The 19,597-nt window shown below is 42.4% G+C and carries 19 protein-coding genes; 12 read left to right on the top strand and 7 right to left on the bottom strand.

Annotation, left to right across the window (positions count from 1 at the left end; genetic code table 11):
• Positions 1-34: 34 nt before the first annotated feature.
• Positions 35-1,420 (bottom strand): 23S rRNA (uracil(1939)-C(5))-methyltransferase RlmD, encoded by a 1,386-nt coding sequence (gene rlmD, locus ACF1X7_RS05020; protein ID WP_116843483.1) that lies wholly within the window; start codon positions 1,418-1,420, stop codon positions 35-37.
• Between the two features lie 171 nt (positions 1,421-1,591).
• Here rlmD and ACF1X7_RS05015 point away from each other — a divergent pair, with 171 nt between their 5' ends.
• The 4 genes from ACF1X7_RS05015 to ACF1X7_RS05000 all read left to right on the top strand — a co-directional run bounded on the left by ACF1X7_RS05015 (position 1,592) and on the right by ACF1X7_RS05000 (position 4,292).
• The gene (locus ACF1X7_RS05015; RefSeq protein ID WP_004271245.1) at positions 1,592-1,771 is read left to right on the top strand and encodes a hypothetical protein; all 180 of its coding nucleotides are present in this window, start codon (positions 1,592-1,594) and stop codon (positions 1,769-1,771) included.
• 1 nt (position 1,772) lies between these two features.
• Complete coding sequence (gene recX, locus ACF1X7_RS05010) at positions 1,773-2,579, top strand: recombination regulator RecX (protein WP_411162478.1); 807 nt, start codon at positions 1,773-1,775, stop codon at positions 2,577-2,579.
• Positions 2,566-3,669: an A/G-specific adenine glycosylase gene (gene mutY / locus ACF1X7_RS05005; protein WP_411162497.1), complete on the top strand. Its 1,104-nt coding sequence runs from the start codon at positions 2,566-2,568 to the stop codon at positions 3,667-3,669. The genes recX and mutY overlap by 14 nt, the downstream gene beginning before the upstream one ends.
• Before the next feature lie 80 nt (positions 3,670-3,749).
• On the top strand, positions 3,750-4,292 hold the full coding sequence (locus tag ACF1X7_RS05000) for a DUF402 domain-containing protein (protein WP_411162477.1): 543 nt from the start codon (positions 3,750-3,752) through the stop codon (positions 4,290-4,292).
• 64 nt (positions 4,293-4,356) lie between these two features.
• Here the strand turns inward: ACF1X7_RS05000 and ACF1X7_RS04995 are convergent, their stop codons facing one another.
• Together ACF1X7_RS04995 and ACF1X7_RS04990 are read right to left on the bottom strand one after the other, a co-directional pair.
• Positions 4,357-4,830, bottom strand: a complete 474-nt coding sequence (locus ACF1X7_RS04995; protein ID WP_004265668.1) for a hypothetical protein — start codon at positions 4,828-4,830, stop codon at positions 4,357-4,359.
• A gap of 62 nt (positions 4,831-4,892) precedes the next feature.
• Positions 4,893-5,330 carry a GNAT family N-acetyltransferase gene (locus ACF1X7_RS04990; protein WP_039098973.1) on the bottom strand — a complete coding sequence of 146 codons (438 nt, stop codon included), beginning with the start codon at positions 5,328-5,330 and terminating at the stop codon, positions 4,893-4,895.
• A 131-nt stretch (positions 5,331-5,461) separates the two neighbouring features.
• On the opposite strand from ACF1X7_RS04990, the gene ACF1X7_RS04985 reads away from it, so the two are divergent.
• From ACF1X7_RS04985 to ACF1X7_RS04975, 3 genes are all read left to right on the top strand, one after another.
• Positions 5,462-6,568, top strand: a complete 1,107-nt coding sequence (locus tag ACF1X7_RS04985) for an AI-2E family transporter (RefSeq protein WP_004265766.1) — start codon at positions 5,462-5,464, stop codon at positions 6,566-6,568.
• Between the two features lie 103 nt (positions 6,569-6,671).
• Positions 6,672-8,009 (top strand): hemolysin family protein, encoded by a 1,338-nt coding sequence (locus tag ACF1X7_RS04980; RefSeq protein WP_411162476.1) that lies wholly within the window; start codon positions 6,672-6,674, stop codon positions 8,007-8,009.
• A 98-nt stretch (positions 8,010-8,107) separates the two neighbouring features.
• Positions 8,108-9,685: a peptide chain release factor 3 gene (locus tag ACF1X7_RS04975; protein ID WP_411162496.1), complete on the top strand. Its 1,578-nt coding sequence runs from the start codon at positions 8,108-8,110 to the stop codon at positions 9,683-9,685.
• An 86-nt stretch (positions 9,686-9,771) separates the two neighbouring features.
• On the opposite strand, the gene ACF1X7_RS04970 is transcribed toward ACF1X7_RS04975, so the two are convergent.
• The 4 genes from ACF1X7_RS04970 to ACF1X7_RS04955 form a co-directional block, all read right to left on the bottom strand.
• Positions 9,772-10,863 (bottom strand): MucBP domain-containing protein, encoded by a 1,092-nt coding sequence (locus ACF1X7_RS04970; protein WP_039098971.1) that lies wholly within the window; start codon positions 10,861-10,863, stop codon positions 9,772-9,774.
• 129 nt (positions 10,864-10,992) lie between these two features.
• Positions 10,993-11,412 carry a PPC domain-containing DNA-binding protein gene (locus tag ACF1X7_RS04965; protein WP_411162475.1) on the bottom strand — a complete coding sequence of 140 codons (420 nt, stop codon included), beginning with the start codon at positions 11,410-11,412 and terminating at the stop codon, positions 10,993-10,995.
• A gap of 124 nt (positions 11,413-11,536) precedes the next feature.
• Positions 11,537-11,833, bottom strand: a complete 297-nt coding sequence (locus tag ACF1X7_RS04960) for a DUF1827 family protein (protein WP_004265700.1) — start codon at positions 11,831-11,833, stop codon at positions 11,537-11,539.
• A 97-nt stretch (positions 11,834-11,930) separates the two neighbouring features.
• Positions 11,931-14,132 carry an ATP-dependent Clp protease ATP-binding subunit gene (locus ACF1X7_RS04955; RefSeq protein WP_069467982.1) on the bottom strand — a complete coding sequence of 734 codons (2,202 nt, stop codon included), beginning with the start codon at positions 14,130-14,132 and terminating at the stop codon, positions 11,931-11,933.
• Positions 14,133-14,317: 185 nt separating this feature from the next.
• Here ACF1X7_RS04955 and ACF1X7_RS04950 point away from each other — a divergent pair, with 185 nt between their 5' ends.
• From ACF1X7_RS04950 to ACF1X7_RS04930, 5 genes are all read left to right on the top strand, one after another.
• A complete protein-coding gene (locus ACF1X7_RS04950; RefSeq protein ID WP_235601670.1) occupies positions 14,318-14,563 on the top strand; it encodes a hypothetical protein in 246 nt (81 codons plus the stop codon).
• Between the two features lie 143 nt (positions 14,564-14,706).
• Positions 14,707-14,973, top strand: coding sequence for a phosphocarrier protein HPr (locus ACF1X7_RS04945; protein ID WP_004265632.1), 267 nt, complete (start codon positions 14,707-14,709; stop codon positions 14,971-14,973).
• Complete coding sequence (gene ptsP / locus ACF1X7_RS04940; RefSeq protein WP_172821864.1) at positions 14,970-16,697, top strand: phosphoenolpyruvate--protein phosphotransferase; 1,728 nt, start codon at positions 14,970-14,972, stop codon at positions 16,695-16,697. Before ACF1X7_RS04945 ends, ptsP begins: the two co-directional genes overlap by 4 nt.
• Before the next feature lie 143 nt (positions 16,698-16,840).
• Positions 16,841-17,287 carry a CopY/TcrY family copper transport repressor gene (locus ACF1X7_RS04935; protein ID WP_146954977.1) on the top strand — a complete coding sequence of 149 codons (447 nt, stop codon included), beginning with the start codon at positions 16,841-16,843 and terminating at the stop codon, positions 17,285-17,287.
• Positions 17,284-19,452 (top strand): heavy metal translocating P-type ATPase, encoded by a 2,169-nt coding sequence (locus tag ACF1X7_RS04930; protein ID WP_271260113.1) that lies wholly within the window; start codon positions 17,284-17,286, stop codon positions 19,450-19,452. The genes ACF1X7_RS04935 and ACF1X7_RS04930 overlap by 4 nt, the downstream gene beginning before the upstream one ends.
• Positions 19,453-19,597 lie beyond the last annotated feature (145 nt).

Below are 19,597 nucleotides of genomic sequence, written 5' to 3'. Positions count from 1 at the left end.
CAACAAACACATGTTGATGGACCGCTTTTTTGCGTTATAGGTCGCGTTTTAGTGTTAATGTTACAACTGCTTCAACTCGTGCCGTTTGAGGGAACATGTCCAATGGTTGGATTTTTTCCACTTGGTACGTATGCACGAGGGCTTTTAAATCCCGTGCAAGGGTTGATGGATTGCATGAGACGTAGACAAATTTCAATGGCCGACTGTCTAGAATGGCATCAATTAATTTTTGATCTAAGCCAGTGCGTGGTGGGTCAACCACCAAGGCAGTTGGGACGAAGCCATTATCCAACCATTCTGGGAGGAGGTCTTCGGCAGCCCCTACGGCATAGTCAACGTTTTGAATGTCGTTGATGGCGGCGTTGTGTTTAGCCGCTTCAATTGAATCGGCAATCGTGTCCATGCCGCGCACTTCTGCGACTTGATTGGCAAGACTCAAGCCAATTGTACCCACCCCACAATAAGCATCGACGAGGCGATCTTCAGGTGTGAGATCAAGTGCATCTTGAACTAAGTTATACATCTTAGCCGTTTGAACTGGATTCAATTGGAAAAAGGCGCGGGCAGTCAATTCGAAGTGAACGCCGTTTAAAGTTTCCATAATCGTTTCTTGACCAGCCAGATGAATCGTTTGGTCGCCCCAAACGAGCACGTTTTTCCCTTTGTTGATATTTTGCATGATTGAAACCACTTCGGGCAATTCAGCTTGGATGGCTGTAATCAATGCGTGTTTTTGCGGTAGTTTAGGGGAGTTGGTAATGAAGGTCAGTTGCGCTTCACCGGTTGAAAAAGATTCGCGAACGACCAATGTTTTTAAAATCCCAGCATTCTTAGTTTCATCAAAGACGGGAATTCCGAGTGATTCGACTAATTTCAAGACGGTTCGGATGATTTTCATTGTTAAATCGGTTTGGGTTGCGAATTCAGGCAAATCAATTAAAGTATGGCTACTTGGAGCGTATAAGCCAGCTGCTAAATGACCGTCGATTTCGCGGACTTGGAATTGTGCTTTGTTGCGATAATGCCAGGGGGTTTCCATTCCGACTGTATCGGTAATATTGTATTTTGCGTAGCCTTGTGGTTTGAATTTTTCAAGCGCTTGGACGACGACGTCTTTTTTGAAGGCAAGTTGGCCAGGATAGCTTAAGTGTTCAAGCTCAATCCCACCGACTTGGCCGTAAGTGGCATCCTTAGGGGTAACCCGTTGTGGTGAAGCTTGGCGAAGTTTGTGGACTTTTGCTTCAATGAAACGAGGGGCAACGTTGGTGACTTCTGCGACAACTACTTCTTCAGGAAGTGCGCCTGGAATAAAGACAATTTTGCGTTTGTAATAGCCAATCCCTTCACCATTGATACCGATTCGTTTAATCGTCAATGGAAAACGTTGGCCGACTTCGACTTGGTTTGTTTGTTCTGGCATTTAATCCGCTCCTATTAATATAAAATAATGATACTCGTTTTTCTTATTGCATTCAGTATAACAGACTTAGCACTGAAAAATCGCTTCAATAGTGGGAATTAAGCAGTGACTTTTGTCCGGGTGCGCCATTTATGCTATGCTACAGGAAGTCAAAGTAAGGAGCGAAGCCACATGAATTTTTGGGAACGAAATCAATTTTTAATCGCCATGCTGATTGTACTCGGAATTGGCGTTTATGCCTTCCAACACAAGAGCTTACCACTGATCATCGGGACTTTAGTGCTCGCCGTCGTGGTCATTGGATTTAAAGTCTATTTAAACATCAAAGCAACACGTAACAAGGGAGAATAACATGCCGAAGATTACCAAAATAACGGCACAGAAAAAATCAGGCCGCTATAATATTTTTATCGATGAGCAATTCGCTTTCGGCGTGACCGAGAGTGTCTTGATTAAATACCGTTTAGCGAAGGATTTAGAGATTGATAGTCAACTGCAACGCGACATTCAAAAAGACGATGATAATGCCAAAGCTTATCAATTGGCGCTCAATTATCTGAGTCACCAATTGCGGACGGAAAAGGAACTAACGCAATATTTACGCGAACACGAGATCACTCCAGAAGGGATCCAGACTAGCTTGGCAAAATTACGCGAGTTACATTATATCGACGATCAGGATTACGCCGATAGCTACGTTCGTACTGTGATTAATACCGCGGATAAGGGCCCCAAAGTAGTCCGCCAGAAATTAATCCAAAAAGGTGTTAGTGCTGCCCATATCGATCAAGCACTTAGTCATTATTCAGTGGATGATCAAGTTGCGGTTGGGTTAGCAGCTGCTAAGAAGTTGGCGAAGAAATACCGCCATAGTTCATTCTTTGAACAGCAGCAAAAAGTCAAACAAGGTTTAATGCAAAAAGGGTTTGGCGGTGACAGCCTTAGTTTAATTATTGAAGCGTTGGCCCTTGAAGCCGATGAAGATAGTGAAGCTGACGCGCTTGCTGAACTTGGTGCAAAAAAATGGCGCCGTTATCGATTACTCGAACCACGAAAACGCCGGATGAAGATGCAACAAGCGTTGTATCGGAAAGGATTTAATATTGATGCAATCAACCACTTCATCGACGAACAAGAACTATCAGATGACACCGAGTGAACGGGACGCGTTTCAAACCGCGTTTATGACTTGGTATGATGAAAACCGCCGGGACTTGCCTTGGCGCCAGAATCAAGAGCCCTATCGTGTCTGGCTATCTGAAATTATGCTTCAGCAAACGCAGGTTCAAACAGTGATTCCGTACTATGAAAGGTTCTTGGCGACTTTTCCAACGGTGGCAGACTTAGCGGCCGCTCCAGAGGACTTATTAATGAAAACGTGGGAGGGACTTGGTTATTATTCGCGCGCGCGTAACTTACAAAAAGCAGCGCGCCAAGTCGTCGACGACTACAATGGCCAGTGGCCAATAACCGCGGCTGAATTAGAAAAGTTAGCCGGGATTGGACCGTACACAGCGGGCGCTATCGCCAGTATTTGTTTTGGCGAAGTTGTCCCAGCAATCGATGGCAATGCTTTTCGGGTGTTCAGTCGGTTATTGAAAATCGATGCTGATATTGCCAATCCAAAGAACCGCCACATTTTTTACGATGCGATTTTACCGCTGATTCCCAAAGATCGCCCAGGTGACTTTAACCAAGCCGTGATGGATTTTGGTTCGCAAGTTTGTACGGCAAAGAATCCAACGGTTGGTGAGACGGCGTTAGCACCGTTTTTCCAGAGTTATCAAGATGGCACCTTATTGGATTATCCAGTCAAGACGAAGAAAGCAAAACAAAAACCGGTTGCGATGTTTGCAGTTGTGATTCGCTCGCAAAAGGGCTTATTATTTCAAAAACGACCGAGTACCGGTTTATTAGCGAACCTGTCCACTTATCCATTAGTCGCTGCGGAAGACTTGCAAGCAACCGACGATGAATTATTGACACCGGAAGAACAACTAGCTCGTATCGAGGCTTATTTTAAAGAGGCTTTTGCGCTAGAATTGCAGCAATTACATGAATCAGGTTTAAAACCCGTGGTGCACGTTTTTACGCATCTTAAATGGACAATTACCCTTTTAGAAGCACAACTTGCAGCAGATGCCGACCTCGCCTTTTTCCCAGGCCAATGGTATACCGAGGCACAATTAGCTGACGTTGCATTACCGACTGTGCAAAAGAAGTTAGCGGCACGTTTGTCAACCAATTAATGGTAGAAAGTTTTAGGTAAATTTGCGAGTCTTTGCTATAATGATAGGTGATTATGAATAATAACCTTGGAAAGCTGGGTATGTCGATGAGTATTCCCAAAGAAGGCGACTATATAGCGATTCAAAGTTATAAACACGATGGGAGTTTACACCGCACTTGGCGCGATACGATGGTTTTGAAAACCAGCGAGAACGCAGTCATTGGTTGTAACGATCATACCTTAGTTACAGAGTCAGACGGCAGAAAGTGGGTCACGCGGGAGCCGGCACTTATTTATTTCCATAAGAAGTATTGGTTTAACGTGGTGGCAATGATTCGTGAAGGCGGCGTTTCTTATTATTGTAATTTGGCATCGCCGCATGTCATGGATCAAGAGGCGCTTAAGTATATCGATTATGATTTAGATGTGAAGGTTTTCCCCAATGGTGAAAAACGGCTTCTAGATGTCGATGAATATGAAGCGCACAGTGCGCAATGGTATTATTCCGCCGAAACTGATCGGATTTTAAAAGCCAACGTTAAGGTTTTGGTTGATTGGATCAACAATGGCAAAGGGCCCTTTTCGAAGGAATACATTGATATTTGGTATAACCGGTATCAAGAATTGGCGCACCGTCGTTAGAACACTATTTAGTCTCAAGCAAAAAAGCCCCAGTCATTGATTGACTGGGGCTTTTTTGTATGGGTTAATCGTTTTCGACTGAAGTATCTTGTTGAATCGTTAATGTTTTAAAGCCGATGCCAGCACCGATGCTGATGGATAGCAAAAGCGCGAAGACGCACCAGCCGAGTAAACTACCAGCAATGATGTTGAGTGGCAAGAAGTGGCGTAATAGATAAGTTGCAAGACAGAAAAGGATGCCATCAAAAATGAAGTTAGCAATCTTAATACCAAGTGAACGTTCTACTAGGAAGAAACTTGTTACCATTTTAAGTGTTTGGTTAGGGGCTAAGTCAGCCATAATCGTCAACGGTCGTTCGATTGGAACTTTAATAAATAACATTAGGGTGCTGCTGATTAGAGCACTGAACAAGGTGCGATCCCAAGTGGCACTGTGAATCACAAGACTGTCGTAAGCCGTTGCGGCAATCGTAATGACGAGTAGATAAGGGATAATGAAGAAAAATAAGTGGACAAGAAGTGATTTTTGCTTAGGCATGGTAACGTCCTTTCTGTTATTAAGCTGTGTTCATTATAAGTCATTTAGTGGTGAAATGACAATTAGTCAGTTAATTTTTTAACCATTTCTTGATGCATAATCCCGGCATCTAGGAACTGTGGTTTGGCGGTTGCTTGAAAATTAAGTTGCGTATAGAACGGTACTGCACTTAATTGAGCATTTAAAGTGAGCGTTGCTTTGCCTGATTCACGAGCAAAAACTTCAGCGGCACGCATCAGTTCTTGACCATAACCATGATGCCGTGCTGAACGGCTAACTGCGACACGTTGAACATGATAATCTGAGTCCGCTTCGATGAGCCGCAACGTCACAACGGCTTGATCAGCAACGTAGCCGACAAAATAAATCGCTTGGTCTTCGAATTCATCAATCTCAAGTTCAGCAGGCACGTGTTGTTCAACAATGAATACGGCTTGCCGAATTGCCAAACTATCTTGATAAACCGTACTTTTTAAATCACGAGTTTGTTTCACTAACATTAAAAAACCACCTCTTCAAAAGGAATAATCAATGTGTATCACTATAAAATTTGGTACAATAACAATAATCGTTACACTATGATAGCATAAAATGCGTTTTGTGTGACACAGGCACACTGGGGGGATACTGCATGTTTGATCGTTTACGCCAATCAAAACTATTATTTTGGTCAATTGAGCTTTTGATTTTGGCTGTGTTAATCTTTGTTTGCACCAAAATTAGCTTCTTATTTGATCCAATTGGCACCTTTATTTCAACTTTATTTGGGCCAATTATTGGCGCGGGATTATTATTTTACCTGTTTAACCCGCTAATCAATCTGTTAGGTAAACTCAAAATATCACGCAACTGGGCGATTACGATTATCTTCATCGTCTTTTTTGGCGGTTTAATTTTCATTGTAGCCACTGTGATTCCTAACTTGATTAAACAAATCACACAGCTTGTGACGAACCTACCAGATTTTGCTCATCGACTGCAAAAAGTAGCGGATGATTTATCTAGCAATCCGCGCTTGAAAAACATTGACTTCAATAAATACGTCAATCAGTTAGATTTAAAACCATCGAAGATTGCTGAAAAAGTTATGAAGAGTTTCACATCTAGTTTTGGTAGTATGATTGGTGCGATTACGAGCGTTACAGTTAGTGTCTTCACGATTCCAATTATGTTGTTCTATATGTTAAAAGACGGACACCGTTTAGTGCCTAATATTCAAAAGATGTTACCTGATCGTTATAACGACCAAGTGGCGGACTTGCTTCGGAAAATGGGGGCGACGATTTCAGCTTATATCGGTGGTCAAGCTCTAGAGTGTTTATTCGTTGGCGTCTTTACATTTATCGGTTATCTCATTATCGGGATGCCATACGCTTATTTGTTAGGATTTATTGCTGGCGTTTCTAACGTAATTCCATACTTAGGGCCTTATATTGGGATTGCGCCCGCGTTGATTATCAGTTTATCAATTTCGATTCCCAAAACAATCATGGTGATTGTTGTCGTCATTGTTGTTCAACAAATCGATGGGAACTTGATTTATCCTAACGTGATTGGCCGTTCATTAGATATTCATCCGCTAACCATCATCATTATCTTATTGGTCGCTGGGAATATTTATGGGATTTTAGGCATGATTTTAGCGATTCCGTTTTATGCTGTTACCAAGACAGTGATTACTTATTTATATGATATTCAAGCGTTACGGACTAAAGCTAAAAAAGGGACCGACCTTTAAAAGATGCAGGTTGAATTTCCATTTTTGACTATGCTATACTGCAAGGTAGGCCATATTCGGCTAAATGTACTTATTTAGATAATGAAAGGTAGTGGATGTGACGATGAATCCTGACCCTGGAAGTTCGGTGTGGGGACAGTTACTGTTGATATTAATTTTGACCTTAGTGAATGCTTTTTTTGCTGCGGCAGAAATTGCACTTGTGTCACTAAGTCGTGTGAAGATGGAGGAGCAAGCCAATAAAGGTGACAAGAAGGCGCGAGTATTAGTTCAAGTCTTAGGTCATTCCAATCAGTTTTTAGCAACAATTCAAGTTGCGATTACGTTTGCGGGCTTCTTATCTTCAGCGAGTGCTGCCACAACCATTGCGGGTAGATTAGCACCCCTTTTAGGAAATGCGGCTTGGACAAAGGAAGCGGCCGTATTAATTGTGACGATTGTCTTATCCTATGTATCCCTGGTTTTTGGGGAATTATATCCTAAGCAAGTTGCACTGCATCGTGCAGAAGCAATTGCTAAAATAACGGTGCAACCCGTGCGGATCGTCGGCATCTTACTGCGACCATTCGTGTGGTTGCTATCAATGTCGACCTCGCTCTTAATGAAGTTGACACCAATTGATTTTTCAGAAACAGAACCGAAGCTCACCCGAGAAGAAATGGTCCACATGATTGAATCTGGGAAGAGTGCCGGTGTTCTGGAAACCGATGAATACGAAATGTTAGAGGGGATTATTACCCTCAATAAGAAGATGGCGCGCGAAGTCATGGTACCGCGGACTGATGCATTTATGATTGATATTTGTGCAGACAACGATCAAAACATCGATGCCATCTTAGCCCAACCATTCTCCCGCATTCCGGTTTATCGGGATGATAAGGATCAAGTGGTGGGGGTCGTGCATATCAAGAATCTCTTGAAAGAAGCACGCCAAAAAGGTTTTCAGGCCATGCAAATCGAAGCGGTAATGAAAGAACCTCTTTTTGTTCCCGAAACGATTACAATTGATGATTTATTATTTGAAATGAAACGCACACAGCAACAAATGGCAATTCTGTTGGATGAATACGGTGGCATTGTTGGCTTAGCCACGATTGAAGATTTATTGGAAGAAATTGTTGGTGAAATCGATGATGAATCTGATAAAGCTGAAGAATTGTACCAAAAAATTGATGCGCAGCATTACACCGTTATGGGAAGTATGCCAATCAATGAATTTAACAGTGCCTTCAATACAGATATTCAAGTCACTGATGTGGATACAATTGCCGGGTTCGTGATTACTGAAATTGGTGCCATTCCAGTCAGTGGTCATCCGGAAACAATTGAGCTGCCAGGTGGCATGAGCTTAACGACGGGGTCGGTTTCCGGTTCACGGTTGATTGATTTACAATTAACGTTACCAGAACCAGAGACCGATGCACCAGAAGAAGTCGACTAAATTAAATGAGCACAATCAATGGGACAAAGGGTGACGCAATGGTTGCGCAATTCTTTGTCCCAAGCGCATTATATTGGAATAACGGAAAGGATTTTATAATGACACCTACTGAATTAAAAACGGCGGTTGATCGTCGTCGTACTTTTGCAATTATTTCTCATCCGGATGCTGGTAAAACAACGATTACGGAACAACTCTTACTTTTCGGGGGCGTGATTCGTCAAGCCGGAACAGTTAAAGGGAAAAAGAGTGGCCAATTTGCTAAGTCCGATTGGATGGAAATTGAAAAGCAACGTGGGATTTCCGTTACCAGTTCTGTGATGCAATTTGATTATGACGACAAGCGGATTAATATTTTGGATACACCGGGACATGAAGATTTCTCAGAAGATACGTATCGGACTTTGATGGCTGTTGATGCGGCGGTCATGGTCATTGATTCTGCTAAAGGGATTGAACCACAGACCAAGAAATTATTCAAAGTCTGCAAAATGCGGGGGATTCCGATTTTCACCTTCATGAATAAGTTGGATCGCGATGGTCGTGAACCACTTGATTTGATTGCTGAATTGGAAGAACTATTGGACATCGAAGGCTGTGCTATGAACTGGCCAATCGGGATGGGAAAAGACCTCCGTGGCCTTTATGATATCGCCAACCGTCGAATCGAACTTTATCGACCAGAAGACGAAGCCAACCCTTATTTGGCCCTTGATGAAGCAGGTCGGATTGCCGATGATAATCCATTGAAAGAAGATTCTGTTTACACACAAGCCCTTGATGATATCGAATTGATCGGTGAAGCAGGCAATGCCTATGATGCTGATAAGATTGCAACGGGTGAACAAACACCAATCTTCTTTGGCTCTGCTTTGACTAACTTTGGGGTTAAGACGTTCTTAGAATCATTCGTTAACTTAGCGCCTGCCCCAGAAGCACACAAAACACAAGAAGAAACGTTGGTTGAACCAACCTCTCCTGATTTCTCAGGGTTCATCTTCAAGATTCAAGCCAATATGAATCCAGCTCATCGTGACCGGATTGCGTTCGTACGAATTTGTTCGGGTGAATTCCAACGCGGAATTGATGTCACATTGACGCGAACAGGCAAGAAGATGCGGTTGAACAATTCAACTGAATTCATGGCAGACACACGGGAACAAGTGACAAGCGCTGTTGCTGGCGATATTGTTGGATTATATGATACCGGGAATTTCCAAATTGGGGATACGATTCACACGGGTAAAGAGGCTGTTTCATTTGAGAAACTCCCTCAATTTACCCCTGAATTATTCATGCGCGTCACTGCTAAGAACGTGATGAAACAAAAGTCCTTCCATAAAGGGATTCAACAGTTGGTTCAAGAAGGGGCGATTCAGTTGTATAAGACTTACACAACTGGCGATTATATCTTAGGCGCCGTTGGTCAATTACAATTTGAAGTGTTCCAATATCGGATGCAACACGAATATAATTCTGAAGTATTGATGGATCCAATCGGTTCAAGAACTGCGCGGTGGATCAATCCAGAACAATTGGATGAACGGATGTCATCCTCACGAAATCTATTGGTAAAAGATATTCATGACGAACCATTATTCTTATTTGAAAATCAATTTGCAGAACGTTGGTTCCAAGATAAGTATCCAGACGTTGAATTAACCGCAAAACTATAATATAAAGAGTCAAACAAAAATAAGCCGTCGATTCAGACACACTAACTGTTGTCTGAATCGGCGGCTTATTTTTTTTAGGGGGGTATTTAGTCAAAAGTTAGGAGGCCTTCCATTAACCATTGACCTGTTTTAAGTTGACACCAGCGACTTTGATTATCGAGTACAACGACTTGCTTAACGACTACCCGTGTTTTAGGCACTATCTGATATGTTGTGGGTTGGTCATACGGTGCTTGCCAAAATGTTACGGTATTGTTGTTCAGACTTGCACTGAGGTTTAGAGGGGTTGTTTCGATAACTGCGTAATGGTAGGTGAACTTTGGTACTTGGTATGATTCATCACTGCCTTTAGGATTAGTGGCATGTAATTGATAACGCGTAGGGGTAATCCAAGAACTGCCAAGATTGAACCATTGTTTGCCAGATGGAGCAGTTGCACAGCTATAAATCTTCCAAACCGCGTGCTTTGGCAAGCGAGCAGCAGTCAGCGCTTCTTCACTTGGTTGCTGATAGGTATCCGTTGGCTCAAGAAGTTCGATGAAGGGCTGTTCAGGTGCATCGCTGTGTTTTAAATTCAGCGGATCATATTTAAAATGGACAAACTGTGTCTTAGTTGTAAAGCGACCAGTCTGATTAGCTGAGGTGTGGTGCACGAAGTTAGCACCACCTTCTAGTGGATTGGCTTGATAGTGTTCGTTCAAAGCACCTGATAAAAATTGGGGCTTAATCAACAAGCCACCTTCTAAATTCTGGTGTAACACCATTACTGGTGCTGCGAGTTGCGGTTTATAAAAAAGCCAGATAGTGGTGTTTTCTTCAGGAAACTGTTGTTTTAAATTGGTAATAGCTGCCAAGTAATAACCGGCAAATTTTAGCCATGGCAAATTGAGCACGGTACCCACTTCACCTGTCAGGGTCATCGTTGGTCGTAAAGGGACCCGATGATGATTGAGGTAGTGAATGGTAACTGTGCTATGGCGCGGTTGTGTGGACATCGTAGCCAGCAGTGGCGTTGCGTCCTGACTAACGGGAACGACCGGCTGTTTCTGTGACGATTGAGGCGCTTGACGGATGGGCTCTTGCTCAGAGACAGTTTGGCGTACATGACTGTTCGGTAGAGGAGCTGCTTTTTTCGGGCGCCATTTCAATAACGATTGAAGCAGGTTAATCAGATTCATACGGACTCCTTGTAGCGCATTACTTATTACTACTAGTCTATCATAAATTACAAAAAGTGTGGTTGATAATTAACGCGTCAAGTGGGTATAAAAAAGAACCCCTGCAAAAATAGCAGTGATTCTAATCGTTTAAATATCTAATACTTGTAATTTAGTTGCAGTATGGGTGACGCGGCCGATGGAAACGGGAATTAAGGAAATGATTAATTCTCCTGTACGTGAAATGACGGCGCGTTCTAGATGCCCACCAAAAACGCTTGTATCTAAACGGGCAAAGCTTGCATGTAGATGGACATCAATCGTGCCATTTGCATTTTCGACATTCCCACTAAGGGCCAGCAGTTCTACTTGCTCTTGACTGGAAGTGGCAATATATTGATCCGTTTCTGGTGAATAAACGCTGACGGTAACTTCATCACAGGCACCAATCCCCGTGATAGTTCCCAGTTGGTTGGGGAAGGTTGCGGCCAAATATTTAAGTTCTGTTAGGATTTCGTCGCCCACTTCTAACCGGCAAATAATTTGGTGCTCTTTTTGAAAAGTCTTCATCGCGTCATTAATCCTCCTAAATTAGGTTGAAAGTTATTATACGATACGACCTATTCAATTGCCATTATTTTGCCTATGTAAAAAACCGCCCCCACAAAATGAAATGTCGGGGCGGTTCGAATGATTAACTCACTGTTTTTGAAGGTGTTGGAATTGTAATTTCGACTAATGGACCATCATTCAAGACTTCAAGGCCATCTGTGGAATCTAAACCGGCGAGTTCCTTCAATACAAAATCGATCTCGGCTTGTTGGACATGTCGATGATCATTTTTTAAAAGGAGCTCACGTTCCTTCGATGAACGCGAGTCAAGAACCGTTGTTTTACCAAGTGAATAAACCTTAACGTAGGTTGCGGCTGTTGCAGCAAGTTGTTGTGAAACAAGTCGCTTATAAGAATTGGTTACATTGATTAAGCGCATCTAAATCACTCCCTGGATGTTTAAGTCTTACCACTATTATAACTGAAAACGCTTCATTTGGCACGCGATTCGTTTTGACTTGAGATAATAAAGCCTTTTAATCTGTGACCTGTGAATCTTTAGCATCGGTGATTTGAATCTGATCTTCCACCAACCGAGCCGTCAATTGTTTATGTTCTGGGTGATCGAGATAATAGTCAGCCACGCGATCTTCAATTTGTTCTTGAATAACACGTCGTAATGGACGCGCACCCATCTCTGGATTGTAACCAAGATCGACAAGCCGTGATTTGACTGGTTCAGTTACGGCAATGTGTAACCCTTGGTCAGCAATCATCGCATTTGTTTGATCGAGCATCAGACTGACAATCTTCAAGAGATTTTCTTTGCTTAATGGTTGGAACTCGATGATATCATCAAACCGGTTTAAAAATTCAGGTTTAAAGTAGTTTTGTAGTTGGTTTAAAATCGAGTGTGTCTGACCAGAAAGGGCTGCCCCGAAACCAACATTGGCTTCGGCATCAGTTTGGCCGGCATTTGAAGTCATGATGATGATGGTGTCTTTGAAGCTGACCGTCCGTCCTTGTGAATCCGTCAGACGACCATCGTCTAAGATTTGTAGGAACATATGCATGACGTCTGGATGTGCTTTTTCAACTTCATCCAGTAAGATCAAGCTGTATGGGTTGCGCCGAACTTGTTCGGTTAATTGACCCGCTTCTTCATAGCCAACATAGCCAGGAGGCGATCCAATCAATTTTGACACACTGAATTTCTCCATATATTCGCTCATATCAAAACGAATCATAGCATCTGTGCTACCGAAAAGTTCTTTGGCGATTTGTTTTGCTAATTCAGTTTTCCCGACCCCGGTTGGTCCAACGAATAGGAAAGAACCGATTGGTCGACCGGATTTGTTGAAACCAATTCGGTTGCGACGAATGGAACGGGCAACCTTATCGACTGCTGAATCTTGACCAATTACGTGCGCTTCAAGATTTTCAGCAAGGTTCTTCAACTGTGCTTGTTCTTGTGCCTTTAACTCACCAACTGGAATGTGGGTTTTTTCTTCAACGATTTTTTCCATATCTTTGTCGGTGACGGTTGGCATTTCAGATTGGTCAATGGCACTTGTTTCGCGCATCTTGGTCAATTTTGTGACTTGATCGCGGTAATAAGCGGCCTTTTCGTAATCCTCGTCCTTTAACGCACTTTGCTTTTCAGCTTCCGCATTTTGTAATTTCTTTTCGATTTCTTTTGGATCGACAACGGTAATCGTCAAGTTCTTCTTAGAGCCGGTTTCATCAAGTAAGTCGATGGCCTTATCTGGTAAGAAACGATCCTGGATATAACGATTAGAAAGGGTTGCAGCCGCCTTAAGTGCCTCGTCTGTGTAGTGGACTTGGTGATAGGCTTCGTATTTATCTTGGAGTCCTTTTAGAATTTGGACTGTTTCGTCAACAGAAGGTTCATTGACTGAAACGGGTTGGAGACGACGGGCGAGGGCCGCGTCTTTTTCAATTTGTCGGAATTCATTATTCGTTGTGGCCCCTACTAGTTGGAGTTCACCACGGGCGAGGGCGGGTTTTAACACGTTACCGGCGTCCATGCCACCTTCGGCATTACCGGCGCCCACAATTTCATGAATTTCATCAATGAAGAGAATGTATTGCTTATTCTGCTTCAATTCAGTCATCAGTTGTTGCATCCGTTGTTCGAATTGACCACGAATACCGGTCCCTTGAACAAGTGAAACAACATCTAAGCGAATGACTTGTTTATCCTTAAGTTTGGCAGGAACGTCATCGTCGGCAATTTTTTGAGCTAAGCCTTCGACAACGGCGGTTTTACCGACCCCAGCTTCACCAATTAATACGGGATTGTTTTTTGTCCGACGGTTTAGAATTTCAATAACACGATCGATTTCAGCATCGCGACCGATCACTGGATCAATTTGGCCAGCTTTAGCTAAGTTGGTTAGGTTTACACCGTATTGACTGAGCAGACTTTCGCCGTTTTGCCCGTTGTTGCCGCCACCTTGGCCGCCACTTTGGGTTTGTGGCCCTTGGTTTGCTTGTGATTGATCATCGGGAGTTGCGCCCATTGCTCGGAAGAAACTATCCAGGCTTCCAAAGCCAAATGGATCTGCATATTGCCCTTGTGGTGCTTGGCCATTACTGTTTTGTTGTTTCAAGAGTTGGTAACAGTTTTGACAAAGATCGATTTCTTGTCGTTGACCATTGGTGCTTGTATAGAGATGAATCGTTGCAGGATTCTTCTGGCAGTTTTGACAAAGCATTAATCTGTCACAACCTTTCATTAATAATAGAAGCGTCAAAGTGTTCTTGACTATCTTTGACCTTTATCCAAATTATAATCATCTCTAAAAAAAGTTGCAAGTCAGGCAACTCGAAAATAAAAGTTTCTTGTCAGGTATGGGCGGTATGCGGTAGTATGAGGTCATCGTTTTATTTCGCAGATGGAATGAAAACGAATTTTTCAAGCCACGATAAAAGAATTGCAAAGGAGGCAGAATGGCAGATGCGTGATTTTTTAGCAGAGATGGATGCCTTAATAAATAACGAACAAACTGAGATTGAGGTTGCTCAGTCCGAATTTTTAGATTTTCAGAAAGTATGGGTCAACTATGACCATCGAAAAGAAATTGTGGGCGAAGCACAACGAAATGGTGCGGTAATCTACCGCAAGTCTGAAAGCGGTATAGTGTAGACGGCTACTAATTTTGTTAGCGAAACTGTTGTAGTATTTTAAAAAAAATGGTAATCTTAAATATCGGAAGGGTAGCCACTACTAGTGACCACTCATTTCGTTAAAAACTAAATCTATAATTAGATAAAAGGGGATCGATTAATATGGAAAAACGCGATTTTCACGTAGTAGCAGACACAGGTATCCACGCACGTCCAGCTACATTATTAGTACAAACAGCAAGCAAATTTAACTCAGATGTTAACTTAGAATACAAAGGTAAATCTGTAAACTTGAAGTCAATCATGGGTGTTATGTCACTCGGTGTTGGCCAAGGTGCTGACGTTACTATCTCAGCTGAAGGTGCTGACGAAGCAGACGCAATCAACGCAATTGAAGAAACAATGAAAAAGGAAGGTTTATCTGAATAATGACAAAACTAAAAGGGATTGCTGCCAGTGATGGTATCGCTACGGCGAAAGCCTATATGTTAGTGCAACCCGATTTGTCATTTTCGAAATCAACTATTTCAGATTCAGAAAAAGAGATTAATCGTTTGCATAATGCCTTACAAGCTTCCACGAATGATCTAGAGACCATTCGGAAGATTGCTGCTGAATCATTAGGGGAAGAAGAAGCACAAGTTTTTGATGCCCACATGATGATTTTAGCAGACCCAGAATTTACCGGCGCTATCGAAGGTAAAATCAATGATGACAAGGTTAATGCTGAGCAAGCGCTTAAAGAGGTCGCGGATTTATTTGTGGCCACTTTTGAGGCTATGACTGATAACGCATACATGCAAGAACGCGCTGCTGACATCAAGGATGTTACTAAGCGAGTTCTCAGTCATTTATTAGGGGTAACACTCCCTAACCCAGCGTTAATTGATGAAGAAGTAATTGTGATTGCTCATGACTTGACACCAAGTGACACAGCCCAATTAAACGGTAAATTCGTTAAGGCTTTTGTGACTGATATTGGTGGTCGGACTTCTCACTCTGCTATTATGGCTCGTTCTTTAGAAATTCCTGCAATTGTTGGAACTGAAAATATCACAACTTCTGTTAAAGCCGGCGAACAACTAATTGTCGACGGGATTAACGGGGATGTTATTATCAATCCTACAGATGCAGACATTGCTGAATACGATAAGAAGGCACAAGCTTTCGCTGATCAAAAAGCAGAATGGGAAAAGTTAAAGAATGAAAAATCCGTTACAAAAGACGGAAAAACATTCACAGTTGCTGCAAATATCGGGACACCTAAAGATTTAGATGGTGTTATCGATAACGGTGCTGAAGCAATCGGCTTATACCGGACAGAATTCTTATACATGGACTCATCTGAATTACCTAGTGAAGATGATCAGTTCGAAGCTTATAAGACTGTTTTGGAAGGTATGGCTGGTAAACCAGTTGTTGTGCGGACAATGGACATTGGTGGGGATAAGAAATTACCTTACTTGCCATTACCCGAAGAAATGAATCCATTCTTAGGCTACCGTGCTGTGCGGATTAGTTTAGATCGTGATGATATTTTCAGAACACAATTGCGTGCTTTACTCCGTGCTTCAAACTACGGTAAGTTACGTATCATGTTCCCAATGATCGCAACTATCGCAGAATTCCGTCAAGCAAAAGGCATTCTTGAAGAAGAAAAAGCTAAATTAATTGCTGATGGTCAAACTGTTTCTGATGATTTACAAGTTGGGATGATGGTTGAAATTCCAGCCAGCGCCGTCTTGGCAAATCAATTCGCTAAGGAAGTTGACTTCTTTAGTATCGGAACAAACGACTTGATTCAATACACAATGGCTGCTGATCGGATGAATGAACGTGTATCATACCTTTATCAACCATACAATCCAGCAATCTTACGTTTAATTAAGAACGTTATTGACGCTTCCCATAAAGAAGGTAAGTGGACTGGAATGTGTGGGGAAGCCGCTGGCGATTCAGTCATGGCACCACTCCTTGTTGGAATGGGCTTAGATGAATTTTCAATGAGCGCAACTTCGGTCCTTCGGGTTCGGAGCTTGATGAAACGTTTAGATACAACTCAATTAACTGATTTAGTTGAAACCGCTGTTAATGTGAATACAAGTAATGAAGAAAACCAAAAATTAGTTGAAGATTTTATGCAAAATCTTTAATTAAATGGTAAAAGACCGCCCACTGTGGCGGTCTTTTTTTTGTGCGTAAAATTTGGATGAGCAAAAAAGATTGACAGTTATCGATTACAAATGTAAACTGTAACTAATGATTACAAATGTAAACGAAAGGGAGAAAACCGCGAATGACTGAAAAAATAGGGGTTATTACGGATGCGGAATGGGCAATTATGCGGATGGTTTGGTCACTTGGGCAAGTCAACAGCAGTCATTTAATTGAACTCGTTCAGCAAAAGCGTGATTGGCAAGCGTCGACTGTTAAGACTTTGCTAGGTCGGTTGGTAAAAAAAGACTATCTAATTGCCACTAAAGAAGGACGCCGATTTATATATACGGCTAATATCGTAGAAGATGAAGCGATGAACCATGCCACGCAGTCGCTGTTTAACCAATTATGTGGGATGAAAAAAGGCCGCACATTAGCCACTTTAATCGAGCAAACAACGCTCAGTCAAAATGATATTCAGACATTACAAACGGTGTTAGCGGCTAAATTACCTAGTGCACCAACAATGATTGAATGTGATTGTTTACCAGCCAATTGTGATTGCATAGAGGAGGAAGTAAAATGAAACACGATGAAATGCACCATGAACATGAAGGATACGATATGAAAGAGATGCATCACGAGCACCAAATGGATCACAGCATGCACGACATGCATCATGACCATGAGATGATGGATCATGATATGGGGCATATGAATCACGATATGCATGGGATGCACCATGACATGGGCGACGGCGATATGATGATGCATGGTGGTCATATGATGCACATGGGAAATCTGAAACAAAAATTCTGGATTTCATTAATTGCAACGGTACCAATTCTAATTCTCTCACCATTTATGGGCATGCAGTTACCTTTTCAAACGACTTTCCCAGGTTCAGATTGGCTAGTATTGATTTTAGCAACATTTCTCTTCTTTTACGGTGGGGCACCGTTTTTAAAGGGCGCTCAAGGAGAATTATCTGCTAAGAGCCCAGCGATGATGACCTTAATTGCAATGGGGATCAGTGTTTCTTATCTATATAGTTTATACGCCTTTGTTGCGAACCATTTCTTGAACCCACAAGGCCACGTGATGGACTTTTTCTGGGAGCTTGCAACGTTAATCGTTATTATGTTGTTGGGACACTGGATTGAAATGAATGCGGTAATGAGTGCAGGGAGTGCTTTAGAAAAAATGGCTGCTTTGTTACCCGGCCAAGCACAAGTAATTGATCAAGCAGGGCATCAACACGCGGTTGATTTAAAGGACTTGAAAAAAGGACAAACTGTATTAGTCGCAGCTGGTGAAAAAGTACCCGCGGATGGGTTAATTATCGCCGGTCAAAGCCAAGTCAATGAATCCTTAGTGACAGGTGAATCAAAGGCTGTTGCGAAGGCTGAAGGCGATCAAGTAATCGGTGGGACAGTCAACGGAAATGGGACGTTAACCGTGCAAGTGACCGGGACTGGCGAAAGTGGTTACTTAGCGCAAGTCATGAAATTAATTAAACAAGCACAACAAGAAAAATCAAAAGTTGAAGGGTTAGCAGATAAAGTTGCGAAGTATCTTTTCTATGCTGCATTGGTTGCTGGGATTATCGCCTTCATTAGTTGGGTGTTCTTGGCCGATCTGAATACGGCTTTTGAACGGATGGTAACCGTCTTTATTATTGCTTGTCCGCATGCACTTGGATTGGCCATTCCATTGGTGGTTGCCAGAAGTACAGCGATTGCGGCTACAAACGGCTTGCTCATTCGTAACCGTGAAGCAATCGAATTGTCAGATAAGGTTACCGTTGTTTTGATGGATAAGACGGGGACTTTGACACAAGGCGCATTCAAAGTGAATGCTGTCGAAGTTTTCGATACAGCACTTGATGAACAACGACTCATGCAACTCTTTGGTGCGTTAGAACGCCATTCAAGTCATCCATTGGCCACTGGGATTCTAGAGTATAACCAAGCACAAACTATTCCTGATTTACAGGCAGACAATGTTCAAACGATTCAAGGCGTCGGTTTGTCTGGAACGGTTGCAGGGCAAAGTTATCAAATAGTGACGGCAACTTATTTACAAGCCCAGCATATTAAATTTGATCAAGCTCTTTTCCAAACTTTAGCAGAAAAAGGGAATTCCATCAGTTATCTATTACAAGATCGAACGGTTTTAGGACTAGTCGCACAAGGTGATCAGATTAAACCAGAAGCGCCAGCTTTCATCCAAGCATTAAAGAAACGGCATATCCAACCGGTCATGTTAACCGGTGATAATCAACAAGTTGCCGAAAAAGTGGCTGCACAATTGGGCGGTATGACGGTTCAAGCGAACTTGAAACCAGAAGATAAAGAAGCAATCGTCAAAGATTACCAAGCTAAAGGCGAAGTCGTCCTGATGGTTGGGGATGGTGTTAATGATGCACCAGGTTTAACGCGGGCTGATATCGGAATCGCAATTGGTGCTGGGACGGATGTTGCAATCGATTCAGCAGATGTGATCCTCGTGAAGAGTAATCCAAACGATATTATGCATTTCTTGAATTTATCGCACGCAACTAACCGCAAAATGACGCAAAATCTCTGGTGGGGCGCTGGTTATAATATTTTAGCGATTCCATTAGCTGGGGGGCTATTTGCCGGAATTGGGTTAGTATTAAGTCCAGCAGTTGGTGCAATCTTAATGTCACTCTCAACAATTGTTGTGGCTATTAATGCAATGACTTTGAAATTAAAACGAGATGCATGATGTCAATCTTTTTTTAAGCAGTATGAAGTAGATTTCGATAAGGACGGGCGAAAGAAAATATCGCACACAATTAGACGCACACAACATATAGTTGCAGTGCGTCTTTTTGTTGGTTTATCTACTATATATAGGTTGAATCCGAATT

This window comes from Latilactobacillus sp. VITA-14 (assembly GCF_046580785.1).
Lineage (GTDB): Bacteria > Bacillota > Bacilli > Lactobacillales > Lactobacillaceae > Latilactobacillus > Latilactobacillus curvatus.
Note: the sequence above shows the minus strand (reverse complement) of the source record. Positions and strands in the feature narration are given on the sequence as shown.